This window comes from Micromonospora sp. DT231 (assembly GCF_049847025.1).
Taxonomy (GTDB): domain Bacteria; phylum Actinomycetota; class Actinomycetes; order Mycobacteriales; family Micromonosporaceae; genus Micromonospora.
Genome location: NZ_JBNCNO010000003.1, coordinates 589971 through 602559, shown reverse-complemented (window position 1 = coordinate 602559; position 12589 = coordinate 589971). Strand labels below are relative to the sequence as shown.

General features: G+C 70.7%; 10 protein-coding genes. 2 read left to right on the top strand and 8 right to left on the bottom strand.

What is annotated here, in order from left to right; genetic code table 11:
- Nucleotides 1–128: 128 nt before the first annotated feature.
- The 3 genes from ACPXBU_RS10940 to ACPXBU_RS10930 all read right to left on the bottom strand — a co-directional run bounded on the left by ACPXBU_RS10940 (nt 129) and on the right by ACPXBU_RS10930 (nt 3254).
- Nucleotides 129–1064, bottom strand: a complete 936-nt coding sequence (locus ACPXBU_RS10940) for an acyl-ACP desaturase (RefSeq protein ID WP_393367981.1) — start codon at nt 1062–1064, stop codon at nt 129–131.
- Nucleotides 1065–1141: 77 nt separating this feature from the next.
- Entirely contained in the window at nt 1142–2470 is a 1329-nt protein-coding gene (hisS, locus tag ACPXBU_RS10935; protein WP_393367807.1) for a histidine--tRNA ligase, read from the bottom strand.
- Between the two features lie 73 nt (nt 2471–2543).
- Nucleotides 2544–3254 carry an MBL fold metallo-hydrolase gene (locus tag ACPXBU_RS10930; protein WP_425757950.1) on the bottom strand — a complete coding sequence of 237 codons (711 nt, stop codon included), beginning with the start codon at nt 3252–3254 and terminating at the stop codon, nt 2544–2546.
- Nucleotides 3255–3523: 269 nt separating this feature from the next.
- On the opposite strand from ACPXBU_RS10930, the gene ACPXBU_RS10925 reads away from it, so the two are divergent.
- Nucleotides 3524–4408, top strand: coding sequence for a peptidylprolyl isomerase (locus ACPXBU_RS10925; RefSeq protein WP_425757949.1), 885 nt, complete (start codon nt 3524–3526; stop codon nt 4406–4408).
- A gap of 61 nt (nt 4409–4469) precedes the next feature.
- Nucleotides 4470–5312, top strand: a complete 843-nt coding sequence (locus tag ACPXBU_RS10920; protein ID WP_425757948.1) for a peptidylprolyl isomerase — start codon at nt 4470–4472, stop codon at nt 5310–5312.
- Nucleotides 5313–5378: 66 nt separating this feature from the next.
- Here the strand turns inward: ACPXBU_RS10920 and ACPXBU_RS10915 are convergent, their stop codons facing one another.
- The 5 genes from ACPXBU_RS10915 to yajC all read right to left on the bottom strand — a co-directional run bounded on the left by ACPXBU_RS10915 (nt 5379) and on the right by yajC (nt 12489).
- The gene (locus ACPXBU_RS10915; protein ID WP_393367800.1) at nt 5379–7901 is read right to left on the bottom strand and encodes a RelA/SpoT family protein; all 2523 of its coding nucleotides are present in this window, start codon (nt 7899–7901) and stop codon (nt 5379–5381) included.
- A 200-nt stretch (nt 7902–8101) separates the two neighbouring features.
- Nucleotides 8102–8668: an adenine phosphoribosyltransferase gene (locus ACPXBU_RS10910; RefSeq protein WP_393367798.1), complete on the bottom strand. Its 567-nt coding sequence runs from the start codon at nt 8666–8668 to the stop codon at nt 8102–8104.
- Nucleotides 8669–8748: 80 nt separating this feature from the next.
- A complete protein-coding gene (gene secF, locus ACPXBU_RS10905) occupies nt 8749–9942 on the bottom strand; it encodes a protein translocase subunit SecF (protein ID WP_393367796.1) in 1194 nt (397 codons plus the stop codon).
- Between the two features lies 1 nt (nt 9943).
- Complete coding sequence (gene secD, locus ACPXBU_RS10900) at nt 9944–11872, bottom strand: protein translocase subunit SecD (RefSeq protein WP_425757947.1); 1929 nt, start codon at nt 11870–11872, stop codon at nt 9944–9946.
- A 278-nt stretch (nt 11873–12150) separates the two neighbouring features.
- Nucleotides 12151–12489 carry a preprotein translocase subunit YajC gene (gene yajC, locus ACPXBU_RS10895; protein ID WP_393367792.1) on the bottom strand — a complete coding sequence of 113 codons (339 nt, stop codon included), beginning with the start codon at nt 12487–12489 and terminating at the stop codon, nt 12151–12153.
- Between the last annotated feature and the right edge of the window lie 100 nt (nt 12490–12589).

Sequence of the window (12589 nt, the reverse complement as noted above, 5' to 3'; positions counted from 1 at the left end):
GCCCACTCCCCCGTTGATCATGGAGTTATTGCCCTGACACGCCGATGCGAGTGGCAATAACGTCATGATCAACGCGGGGAGTGGGGGTGGGTGGGGGCCCGGGTGGGCGCGGGGGGGGCGGGTCGGGGTTAGCGGGGGGCTAGGCGGGCGGCTCGGGCTGCGCGCTTTTCTTCGAAGCGGCTCGCGGCGCGGTCCAGGGTGTCCAGTTGGGTGGCCAATTGCTCGCGGGCGGCTTCGCCGTCGGCGTCGAGACCTGTCACGTTGAAGACGTCCCACTGGCGCAGCACCGGCTGGAGCACATCGTCACGGTGCTGGCGCAGGTCGTAGATGCCGGCCAGGGCGATCGCCACCGACTTGCGGGCGAAGCCGTCGATGCCGCTGCCCGGCATCTGGAAGTCGGCCACCACGTCGGCGACGGCCCGCATGGCCTGACTCGGGGCCAGCTCGAACGCGGCGGCGAGCAGGTTGCGGTAGAAGACCATGTGCAGGTTCTCGTCGGCGGCCACCCGGGCGAGCAGCGCCTCGCAGGCGGGATCGCCGGTGGCCTTGCCGGTGTTGCGGTGCGAGATGCGGGTGGCCAGCTCCTGGAACGAGACGTACGCCAGCGAGTGCAGCACCTCGTCGCCGTGGGCGTTCGTGTACCCCTCGGACATGTGCGTCATCCGGGCCCGCTCCAACGCCACCGGGTCGACCGCCCGGGTGACCGTCAGGTAGTCGCGGATCGCGACACCGTGCCGGCCCTCCTCCGCGGTCCACCTGTGCACCCAGGTGCCCCACGCGCCGTCCCGGCCGAACAGGGTGGCGATCTCGTGGTGGTACGAGGGCAGGTTGTCCTCGGTCAGCAGGTTCACGATCAGGGCGGTGCGGGCCACGTCGGGGATCGTGGAGTCGGTCGGTGACCACGCCTCGCCGCCGAGCGGCCCGTCGAAGGTCCGCCCCTCGCTCCACGGCACGTACTCGTGCGGGAACCACTCCTTGGCCAGCGAAAGGTGGCGGTCGAGGTTGCGGGCAACCACCGGCTCCAACTCGACGAGGAGCGCGGTCTGGCTCAGTGTGGTGCTCATGGTCACGAGAAACTCCCTACGGTGGCGTAACTTACGCTACCGTAGGTCCCCGCGGCCATGAGCGCCAGTGGGGAGAGTCAGCTGACCGTCGGCCGAAGGTCCTCCACGGGTGGCACCCACTCCTGCGCACCGGCCGTGACCTGCGCACCAGACCGGATGTCCTTCACCTCGTCCGGCGCCCCGTCGACGCCCGGGAACCAGACGTACGGGATGCCGCGCCGCTCGGCGTAGCGGATCTGCTTGCCGAACTTCGCCGCGCTCGGCGACACCTCGGTGGCGATCCCGCGGGCCCGCAGCGCCGCCGCGATCCGGCCGCTGGCCCCGCGGTGCTCCTCGTCGGCCAGCGCCACCAGGACACAGGTGGGCACCGAGCGGGAGACCGACAGGTCACCCGCTCCGAACAGCAGCCCGAGCAGCCGGGTCACCCCGATCGAGATACCCACCCCGGGGTACGAGACAGCGCCGGCGCTGGCCAGGTTGTCGTACCGGCCGCCGGAGCAGATCGAGCCGAACCGCTCGTAGCCGCGCAGTTGGGTCTCGTAGACGGTGCCGGTGTAGTAGTCCAGGCCGCGGGCGATGCGCAGGTCCGCCACGCAGAGGCCGGGCGAGTGCTCGGCGGCGGTCTGCACCACCCGGACCAGCTCCTCGATGCCCTCGTCCAGCAGCGGGTCGCTCACCCCGAGCGCCCGCACGGCGTCGGCGAACGACGCGTCCGGTGCGGAGATCTCGGCCAGCGACAGGCACGCCTTGGCCTGCGCCTCGCTCGCCCCGGCGGTCTGGGCCAGCAGGTCGGCCACCTTCACCGGGCCGATCTTGTCGAGCTTGTCGATCGCCCGCAGCGCCGCCTCCGGGTCGGTGAGCCCGATGCCCCGGTAGAAGCCCTCGGGGATCTTGCGGTTGTTGACCTGGATGGTCACCGGCGGGATCGGCAGCGACCGCAGCGCGTCCCCGATGACAAGCGGCATCTCCGCCTCGTGGTGGGGCGCCAGGGTGTCCCGGTCGACGATGTCGATGTCGGCCTGGACGAACTCCCGGTAGCGCCCCTCCTGCGGCCGCTCCCCCCGCCACACCTTCTGGATCTGGTAGCGACGGAACGGGAAGGTCAACTTGCCGGCGTTCTCCAGCACGTAGCGGGCGAACGGCACGGTCAGATCGAAGTGCAGGCCGAGCTGGTCGTCGCCGCCCCCGCTCTCGGCATCGGCGTGCAGCCGACGGATCACGTAGACCTCCTTCGAGGTCTCGCCCTTGCGCAGCAACTGGTCCAGCGGCTCCACCGCGCGGGTCTCCAGCGGCGCGAAGCCGTACAGCTCGAACGTGGTCCGGATCTTGTCGAGCACGAACTGCTCGATCATCCGCTGACCGGGGGTCCACTCCGGGAAACCGGAGATGGGCGTGGGCTTGCTCATCGGCGTACTCCTTGCGGTGCCGCGCCCACGGCGCGGTGGTGTCGTGGGTCCGCGCGCGGCGCGGACGGGAGATCTAGAGGCCCCGGGTGGGAGCGGCCGGCGACGTGCCGGCCACCTCGATGAGGTACGGGTTGCTGGCGCGCTCGCGGCCGATGGTGGTGCTCGGGCCGTGGCCGGGCAGCACGACGGTGTCGTCGGCCAGCGGGAGGACCTTGTCGCGCAGGCTGGTGAGCATCGCCGGCATGCTCCCGCCCGGCAGGTCGGTGCGGCCGATCGACCCGGCGAAGAGGACGTCGCCGGACAGGCAGATCTCGTCCGCCTCCCAGCCCGAGCCCGCGCCGGGCAGCCGGAACAGCACCGACCCGCCGGTATGGCCCGGGGCGTGGTCGACGGCGATCTCCAGGCCGGCGAGGCTGAGGGTGGCGCCGTCGGTCAGCTCGGCCACGTCGTCCGGCTCGGTGTAGCTCAGCCGGCCGCCGAAGAGCGACGTCAGGTCGGCGGAGAGGCCCTTGGTCGGGTCGGCGAGCATCTCCCGGTCACCGGGGTGCACGTACGCGGTGACGCCCCGCGCGCCGCACACCGGCGCGACCGAGAAGGTGTGGTCGAGGTGGCCGTGGGTGAGCAGCACGGCGGCCGGATGCAGGCGGTGCTCGGCGAGCAGCGCGTCGAGCTGGTCGAGCACCCCGATGCCGGGGTCGACCACCACGCACTGCTCCCCCGGCGCGGTGGCAACCACGTAGCAGTTGGTGCCGAAGGCGTCCGCGGGAAAGCCGGCCACGAGCACGGGCGCTGTCCTTTCGTCGAACGGCTGTCGTCCTGCCCAGCAGCCTAACGGGCGCGCCGAGCGAGTTTGCCGCGTCCGTCCCGCGGGCCCCGTGGGGCACAGTGACATCGCCCGATAAGCGCTGCTCGGGACGGGGTGGACCTCGTACACCACTTTCCCAGTCACTAGCCGTACACTCTGGCGGGCGTGTGGCGCGGCACACGTGACGCCCGGACGGGCCGGGACGTCCGGCCGCCGGCGACGACCAGGTAGAGGAAAGGGGAGCACCTGTGGCTTCCAGCAGGGACCGGCAGCGCAAACTGGCGCGGGCCAAGCTCGACCGGCAGTTGGCTCGCCGGGCCGCCGCCACGCGGCGACGTCGGCAGATCCAGGCCGGTGTCGGTGCCGCCCTGATCCTGGTGCTGGTCGTGGCCGGCTCCGCCTGGGCGCTCGGGGCGTTCGACTCCGACTCGAAGCAGACCACGGCCACCGGGGACACCTGCCTCTGGACGCCGCAGGACGCGGCGGCCAACGCCAACCTCAAGGACGTCGGCACGCCGGAGAGCAAGGGTCTGCCCACCGAGGGCACCCGGGCGATGACGGTGACCACCAACCAGGGTGCGCCGATCACCGCGGAGCTCAACCTGACCAACTCGCCCTGTGCGGCGGCGAGCATCGTGCACCTGGCGAGCCGGTCGTTCTACGACAACACCAAGTGCCACGAGATCACCGCCGACGGCGCGCTGCGCTGCGGCGACCCGAGCGGCACCGGTCTCGGTGGGCCGACCTACTCGTTCTACGACGAGGAGCTGCCCACCGTGCCGTCGGCGTCACCGTCGGCCAGCCCGGCCCCCGGCCAGCCGCCGACGTACCCGAAGGGCACCGTGGCGATGATCGCCAACCCGCCGGGCAGCAACGGCAGCCAGTTCCTGATCTTCTTCAAGGACTTCACCACCACCGACCCGAAGTTCCCGGTGATCGGCCGGGTGACCGGCGGGCTGGACGTGGTGGAGAAGATCGGTGCCCTCCCGACCGTGGACAATGGGACCGGGGCCAAGGTCAAGCCCAGCACCGACGTGACCATCCAGAGCCTCACCGTCGGTGAGCCGGTCACCGCGGCGGCACCGGCGCCGTCGGCCTCCGGCGCGCCGGCCAGCAGCCCCAGCGCCGGCTGACCGGTCGCAACCACCCACACCCAAGCGGCACCCAGCAGCAGACAGCCAGGAGGATCCAGGCGTGACGTCCACCAGAGAGCGGCAGCGCGCGGCGGCACGCGCCCGGCTCGAGAAGGAGATGGCCGAGCGCGCGGCCACGGCCCGTAAGCGCCGGCAGACCCGCGCGATCATCAGCGCGGCCGCCGCGCTGGTGCTCGTGGTCGCCGGCACCGTGTGGCTGGCGGTGAGCCTCGGCGGCGGCGACGACGACAAGAAGGACTCCGCCGCACCGGCGGCCGGCGCGGCGGAGTGCGCGTTCAACGCGCTGCCCACCGACAAGCGGCCCCCGCAGATCAAGGACGTCGGGCTGCCGAGCAACCAGCAGTCCGGCACCGGCGTGCAGACCATGACGATCGACACCAACCTGGGCCCGATCACGGCCAAGGTCGACAGGTCGCAGGTCCCCTGCACGGCGGGCAGCTTCACCTACCTCGCGGAGAAGAACTTCTTCGACAACACCAAGTGCCACCGCCTCGTGAGCGAGGGCATCAAGGTGTTGCAGTGCGGCGACCCCAGCGCCACCGGCAACGGCTGGCGGGACACCGACGGCCAGGGCGGCCCGAGCTACCGCATGGCCGAGGAGAACCTGCCCACCGACAAGCGCCCGCCGTACCCGGAGGGTGTCATCGCGATGGCCAAGTCCTCCGATCCGGGCAGCACCGGAAGCCAGTTCTTCATCGTCTACGGCGACTCGCCGCTGGACCCGGCGTACACGGTGCTGGGCACCATCACCGGTGGCATGGACATCGTCAAGGACGTGGCCAAGGCCGGCGACGACGGGGCGTTCGCCCAGCAGGCCGGCGGCGGCCACCCGAAGAAGGAGGTCATCATCAAGGACCTCACGATGAGCGCGCCGCAGGGCTGACACCCGCGCAGACGACCACGCGCCCGCCGGCTGAGCCGGCGGGCGCTGTCGTGTCCGGGGTACGCGTCAGGCGCCGGAGGTGACCCGGTACGCGTCGAAGACGCCGTCCACCTTGCGGACCGTGGCCAGCAGGTGGCCCAGGTGCTTCGGGTCGGCCATCTCGAAGCTGAACCGGCTCACCGCCACCCGGTCGCGGGTGGTGGTGACGGTGGCGGAGAGGATGTTGACCCGCTCGTCGGAGAGCACCCGGGTGACGTCGGCCAGCAGCTTGTGCCGGTCCAGTGCCTCGACCTGGATGGCGACCAGGAAGGTCGAGGCGGAGGTGAGCTTCCAACTGACCTCGACCACCCGCTCGCTCTGGGCCCGCAGGTCCTCGGCGTTGGCGCAGTCGTCGCGGTGCACGCTCACCCCGCCGGAGCGGGTGACGAAGCCGAACACCGAGTCCGGTGGGACCGGGGTGCAGCAGCGGGCCAGCTTGATCCAGACGTCGCTGACGCCACGGACCACGACACCCGGGTCGTTGCTGCTCTGGCGGCTGCGGGGCGGCCGGGTGGCGACGGCGGTCTCGGCGATGTCCTCCGCCGCGCCCTCCTCGCCGCCGTACGCGGCCATCAGCTTCTGCACCACCGACTGCGCGGAGACCTGGCTGTCACCGACCGCCGCGTAGAGCGACGCCACGTCGGCCAGGTGCAGGTCCCGTGCGATCGACATCAGCGCGTCGGAGGTGAGCATCCGCTGCAACGGCATGCCCTGCTTGCGCATCGCCTTGACGATCGCGTCCTTGCCGGCCTCGATCGCCTCCTCGCGCCGCTCCTTGTTGAAGTACTGGCGGATCTTCGTGCGCGCCCGCGGGCTCTTGACGAAGCCCAGCCAGTCCTGCGTGGGGCCGGCCGTCTCGGACTTCGACGTGAAGATCTCGATCACGTCGCCGTTGGACAGCGTCGACTCCAACGGCACCAACTTGCCGTTGACCCGCGCCCCGATGCACTTGTGCCCAACCTCGGTGTGCACCGCGTACGCGAAGTCCACGGGCGTCGACCCGGTCGGCAGCGGGATGACGTCACCCTTCGGGGTGAAGACGTACACCTCCTGGCTGGACAGGTCGAAGCGCAGCGCGTCCAGGAACTCGCTCGGGTCGGCCGCCTCCCGCTGCCAGTCCAGCAACTGCCGCAGCCAGGTCATCTCGTCGATGTGCGCGGGCGGGCCGACGATCTGGGTGCCCTTGTGCTCCTTGTACTTCCAGTGCGCGGCGATGCCGAACTCCGCGGTGCGGTGCATCGCGTACGTGCGGATCTGCATCTCCACCGGCTTGCCGGTGGGCCCGATGACAGTCGTGTGCAACGACTGGTACATGTTGAACTTGGGCATCGCGATGTAGTCCTTGAACCGGCCCGGCACCGGCTGCCAGTTGGCGTGGATGACCCCCAGCGCCGCGTAGCAGTCGCGCACCGTGTCGACCAGGATCCGCACGCCCACCAGGTCGTAGATGTCGTTGAAGTCACGACCGCGCACGATCATCTTCTGGTAGATCGAGTAGAGGTGCTTCGGCCGCCCGGTGGTCTCCGCCTTGATCTTGGCGGCCTTCAGGTCGGTGCCGACCTTCTGGGTGACCTGCCGCAACAGCGTCTCGCGCTGCGGCTGGTGCTCCCCGATCAGGCGGTTGATCTCCTCGTAGCGCTTCGGGAACAACGTGCCGAAGGACAGGTCCTCCAGCTCCCACTTGATCGTGTTCATACCGAGCCGGTGCGCCAGCGGCGCCAGGATCTCCAGCGTCTCCTTGGCCTTCTGCTCCTGCTTGGGGCGGGGCAGGAAGGTCAGGGTGCGCATGTTGTGCAACCGGTCGGCCAGCTTGATCACCAGCACCCGGGGGTCCTTGGCCATCGCCACGACCATCTTGCGGATCGTCTCGGCCTTGGCCGCGTCACCCAGCTTGACCTTGTCGAGCTTCGTGACGCCGTCGACGAGCAGGGCGACCTCGCCGCCGAAGTCGGCGCGCATCGCGTCGAGGGTGTATTCGGTGTCCTCGATGGTGTCGTGCAGCAGCGCGGCCACGAGCGTGGTGGTGTCCATCCCCAGGTTGCCGAGGATGGTCGCCACCGCGAGCGGGTGGGTGATGTACGGGTCGCCGGACTTGCGGTACTGCCCGGAGTGCCACCGCGCGGCCGTGTCGAAGGCGCGCTGGAGCAGCCGGGCGTCGGCCTTGGGGTGGTTGTCCCGGTGGCTCGCGATGAGCGGCTCCAGCACCTCACTGACCTGCGAGGTCTGCCAGGGCGCGTTGAACCGGGCCAGCCGGGCCCGCACCCGCCGCCCGGTGGGCGCGTTGGACAACCCGAAGCCACCGCTCGGCGACGGGTCGACGCCGGCGTCGCTCGGGAACGGCACCACCACCCCGTCGGCACCGGGGGACGCCTGGACGCTCGGCGGGCCGCTGATCGGATCTGCCGGGCTCTCGCCCGCAGCCCGGCCAGAGCCGCTGTCGGCGCCCGTCACCCGGGCTGGCGCGTCGCCTGCCCGGTCGGTCACCGTGCCGTCAGCGTCGCCTGTCGGGTGCACCGTGCCCTCCGCCGGAGGGACGACATCGTGGGACACCGGCCTCCTCACCGCTCGCCGGGAAAACACCTGCCGAACACTCGGCCGGCCTGGTCTCGCGCCACGCAGGCGGCGTACCGCCGGCGTCAGCAATGGGCAATGCTACCCGCACGCACGGTCGGCTGCCGCTCCGCCGGACGGTCGGCACGGGCTCCGCCCGACGACTCCGCCACCAAACGGTCAGTCCGTCACCGACGGGGTCAAACGGTCAGCAGGGCATGGACGGGACGCGGTGCCAACCGCTTGCGTCCACCCAGGAAGCCGAGCTCCAGCAGCACGGTGAAGCCGGTGACGGTTCCGCCGGCCCGCTCCACCAGGTCAAGCGTCGCCTCGGCGGTGCCACCGGTCGCCAGCACGTCGTCGACCACCAGCACCCGGTGCCCGGCCGTGAAGGCGTCCTCGTGCACCTCGAGGGTGGCCTCGCCGTATTCGAGCGCGTAGGAGACCGAGTGCGCCGGGCGGGGCAGCTTGCCGGCCTTCCGGACCGGCACCACGCCGACCCCGGTCGCGTACGCGACGGCCGCGGCGACGACGAACCCGCGCGCCTCGATGCCGACCACCACGTCGAAGGCGTCCCGACCGTGGTACGCGACGATCCCGTCGATCACCTCACGGAACGCCGCACCGTCGGCGAACAGCGGCATCAGGTCCTTGAACATGACACCGGGCTTGGGGAAGTCGGGCACGTCCAGCACCCGGCTGGCGACCAGTCGGGCGGCCTCCGGGCCGCTGTCCCCGCGCGCCGCGGTGCTGTGGGTCTCCGTCATGGCTGTTCCGCTCTCCTTCAACGACGACGGCGTCCGGCACGCACAGCATGCCGGACGCCGTTCGGGTGTTTCGTGGTGGGTCAGCGCCGCTTGGCGCCACCCGGCCGGTTGCCGCCGCCACCGGGACGACCGCCCCGGGCGCCGGTCGGCCGCTTACCCGCCGGGCGAGCGCCCACCTTGGGCGCGGCACCGGCCAGCGCGGCGGCGTCCGGGTCGAGCGACTCCTCGGTCGCCTGGCCCTCGGTCGGGCTCACCGCGCCCTTGCTGGTGACCTCGCCCCGGGCGAGCCCGCCCCGCCGGGTCTGGACGCGCTTGGCGTGCGCCTGGATCCGCGGGTCGTAGCTCTTGAGCAGGGCCAGCAGCGGCGTGGCCACCAGGATGGAGGTCAGGAACGCCACCGCCATACCGACGAACAGCACCAGGCCGAGGTCCTTCAACGTGCCGGCACCGAGCAGGCCGGCACCGATGAAGAGCAGACCGCCGACCGGAAGCAGGGCGACCACCGAGGTGTTCAGCGACCGCATCAGGCTCTGGTTGACGGCCAGGTTGGCCGCCTCGCCGTACGTCTGGTTGTTGTTGGCGGTGATGCCGCGGGTGTTCTCCTGGACCTTGTCGAAGACCACCACCACGTCGTAGAGCGCGAAGCCCAGGATCGTGAGGAAGCCGATGATCGTCGACGGGGTGACCTCGAAGCCGACGAGCGAGTAGATGCCGGCGGTGAGGATCAGGTTGGTGATGAGCGACGCCACCGCGGCGACGGCCATCCGCCACTCGAAGCGCAGGATCAGGTAGACCATCACCAGCGCGATGAAGATGACCAGACCGAGCAAGGCCCGCTGGGTCACCTGGCTGCCCCACGCCTCGCTGACCTGGTTGCTGCTGATCTGATCCGGGTTGATCCCGAGGTCCTCGGCGATCTGACCCTTCACCGCGTTGGTCTTCTCGGCGTCGAGCTGCGGCGTCCGCAGCTCGTAGGTGTCACCACCGGTGCCGCCGACCTTCTGGACGGTGGCCACCTTGATGCCGGTGTTCTCCGCCGCGAGGGCCGAGTTGACCTCCCGCTCGGCGTCTTCCAGGGTGCCGACACTGGCCGGCACCTGGAACGAGTTGCCGCCGGCGAACTCGATGCCGAGGCTGAAGCCCCGCAGACCGAAGCTGAGCAGCGCGATCAGGATCAGGGTCCCGGCGACGCCGAACCAGAGCTTGCGGCGGCCGACGATGTTGAGACCGGCCTCGCCGTTGTAGAGGCGGCTCGCCAGACCGTTTTGAGCCATCTCAGGCCTCCTTGGCGCGCGGGTTGCGGGGCTGAGTCTGAGTCGGCTGGTTGCGGGCCGGCAGTGCCCGGCCCAGACCGCTGACCCGCGGGGACAGGAACGCCCGGGTGCGGGCGAACATCGTCATGATCGGGTGCCGGAAGAGGAAGACCACGACCAGGTCCAGCACGGTGGCCAGACCGAGAGCGAAGGCGAAGCCCTTGACCGTGCCGACCGAGACCACGTAGAGCACCACGGCGGAGAGCAGGGTGATCGCGTTGGCCGAGATGATCGTCCGGCGGGCCCGGATCCAGGCGCGCGGCACCGCGCTCCGTGGGCTGCGGCCCTCGCGGATCTCGTCTTTCAGTCGTTCGAAGTAGATGACGAACGAGTCCGCCGCCACACCTAGTGAGACGATCATGCCAGCGATGCCGGCGAGGGTGAGCGTGAAGCCGATCTGCCGGCCGAGCACCACGAGCGCGCCGAAGACGAGCAGCGCGGAGAGGATGAGGCTCAGGAAGATCACCGAGCCGAGCAGCCGGTAGTAGAAGAACGAGTAGATGATGACCAGCAGCATGCCGATGCCGGCGGCGAGCAGACCGGCGCGCAGGTGGCTGGCACCCAGCGTGGCGGTGACGTTCTGCGCCTCCTGCTGCTTGAAGGTCACCGGCAGCGCGCCGTAGCGGAGCTGACCGGCGAGCGCGCTCGCGTCCTTCTGGGTGAAGCTGCCGGTGATCTGCGAGTTGCCGGTCAGCACGCCCTGGATCTCCGGGGAGGAGACGATCTTGTTGTCCAGCACGACGGCCACGCGGCACTTGCCGTCCTGCCCGAGCGCGGTGGCGTCGCAGGCCTGGCCCTCGTTGGTGAACGCCTCGCGGGTCAGGCCGGTCCACTTGCCCTGACCGTCGCCCTTGAAGTCCAGGCTGACCACCCAGGCGTTGGTCTGGTCGAGCACCGCGTCGGCGTCGGACACGTCGGTGCCCTGCACCTTGGCCTGGTCGAGCAGGTACTTCGAGGCGCCGTCCTCGCAGGAGACGACCTGCTGCTTCGGGTCGGAGATCGACGCCGGGGGACGCTCGTCGAGCTGCTTGCAGCCGATGGTCGGCACGTTGAACTGCATCTGCGCCGACAGCACGGCAACCTCTTGCGGCGACAGCGTGCTGAACGGCTTGAGCTTGTCGGCGAGCGACGGGTCGGCGCTCAGGTCCGCGGGAGCCTGCAACCCGCTGGCGGCCTGCCAGGCGGGGGCGCCGACCTTCTGCTCGACGGCCTTGCGCTGCTCCTCGATGCTGGCCGACACCGGCTCCGCGCTGGCACTGGCGCTGGGCGCGGCACTCGCCGAGGGCGAGGCGGACGCGGAGGGAGTGGGCGTGGCGCTGGGCGCCGGGGCCATCCCACCCTGACCGCCGCTGGGCGACGAGGTCACCTTCGGCGCGCCGCTGCCCGACGGGGTCGGGGTCGCGCCGGCGGACGGAGTCGCCCCGCCGGAGGGGGTCACGCTGCCGGGCGGGGCGGCCGTGGCCGGTGGCGGCACGGCCGCCGTACCGCTGCCGTCGGCGCCCTTGAGCACCTTGCGGAAGCGCAGCTCGGCGGCGTTGCCCACGTTGTCCAGGTTGCGGTTCTCACCGGGCAGGGAGATGACGATGTTCCGGTTGCCCTCGGTGACCACCTCGGCCTCGGCCACGCCGAACGCGTTGACCCGGCTCTCGATGATCTGACGAGCCTCCTCGAGATTCTCCGCCGTCGGGGCCTTGCCGCCGATGCTGTTGGTCGCCTCCAACGTCACCCGGGTGCCGCCGATCAGGTCCAGACCGAGCCGAGGCTCGAGCCGGTCCTGGAAGCTGCCCTTGGCGCCGCCGGAGAAGAACACCAGAAGATAGAGGACGACGAAGATGAACCCGAGCACGGCGAGCTGCCGCCCGGGGCGCATCTGTCCCTGAGGTGGTGCCACGGCTGTCCTGTCTCCCTGTGCGGTCGCGCCGCTGTGCGCAGCGGCGGCGGTGTCGGGCCGGGGGTCCCGGCTGACGGGTCTGACCTGGGCCGACGAGATGCCGACACGTGGCCCGGACACGCCAGCGTGGAACGCCGCTGGTCACGGGAACGTGCCGACGCCCGGCGTCGACCCAACTATCCAGTTTTACTGCCTGGTCCGCTGCCCCGTCGGGCGCGGTGGCCCGGAGGTCGGCCGACCGGCCGTACGCCGGACCCGCCATTCCCCGGGAGCAGGGGTCATTCCTTGATGGTGTCGGCGTCCTCGCTGACCGGCTCGCTCGGCAGCTCCGCGCGAGTGGTCACCCGGGCGATGGCGGCGCGGGCGTAGCGGGTCTGCACGCCCGGGGCGACCTCGATCAGGACGGTGTCGTCCTCGATGCCGGTGACCGTGCCGTAGAGCCCGCCGATGGTGACGACCTCGTCGCCCGGGCCGAGCCCGGACTGCATCGACTCGGCCTCACGGCGGCGCTTCTGCTGGGGTCGGATCATCATGAAATACATGACACCGAAGAGCAGGACGATCATCAGGATCGGCGTGATGCCGCCGCCTGAGGGGCCCGCTGCTATGTAGTTCACGGTTACTGACCTTCCCACTGGCCACCGGCCCGGCGCTTGGGGCGCCGGAGCGGAGGCGGAATCTCACGTCCTGTACAGACCGCGGCGAAGTCTAAACCCT

What these genes read in the sequence shown, in the direction of transcription:
- secF (WP_393367796.1), bottom strand. Translation starts at nt 9,942, where the DNA reads ATGGCTCAAAACGGTCTGGCGAGCCGCCTCTACAACGGCGAGGCCGGT.
- hisS (WP_393367807.1), bottom strand. Translation starts at nt 2,470, where the DNA reads ATGAGCAAGCCCACGCCCATCTCCGGTTTCCCGGAGTGGACCCCCGGT.
- ACPXBU_RS10910 (WP_393367798.1), bottom strand. Translation starts at nt 8,668, where the DNA reads ATGACGGAGACCCACAGCACCGCGGCGCGCGGGGACAGCGGCCCGGAG.
- ACPXBU_RS10940 (WP_393367981.1), bottom strand. Translation starts at nt 1,064, where the DNA reads ATGAGCACCACACTGAGCCAGACCGCGCTCCTCGTCGAGTTGGAGCCG.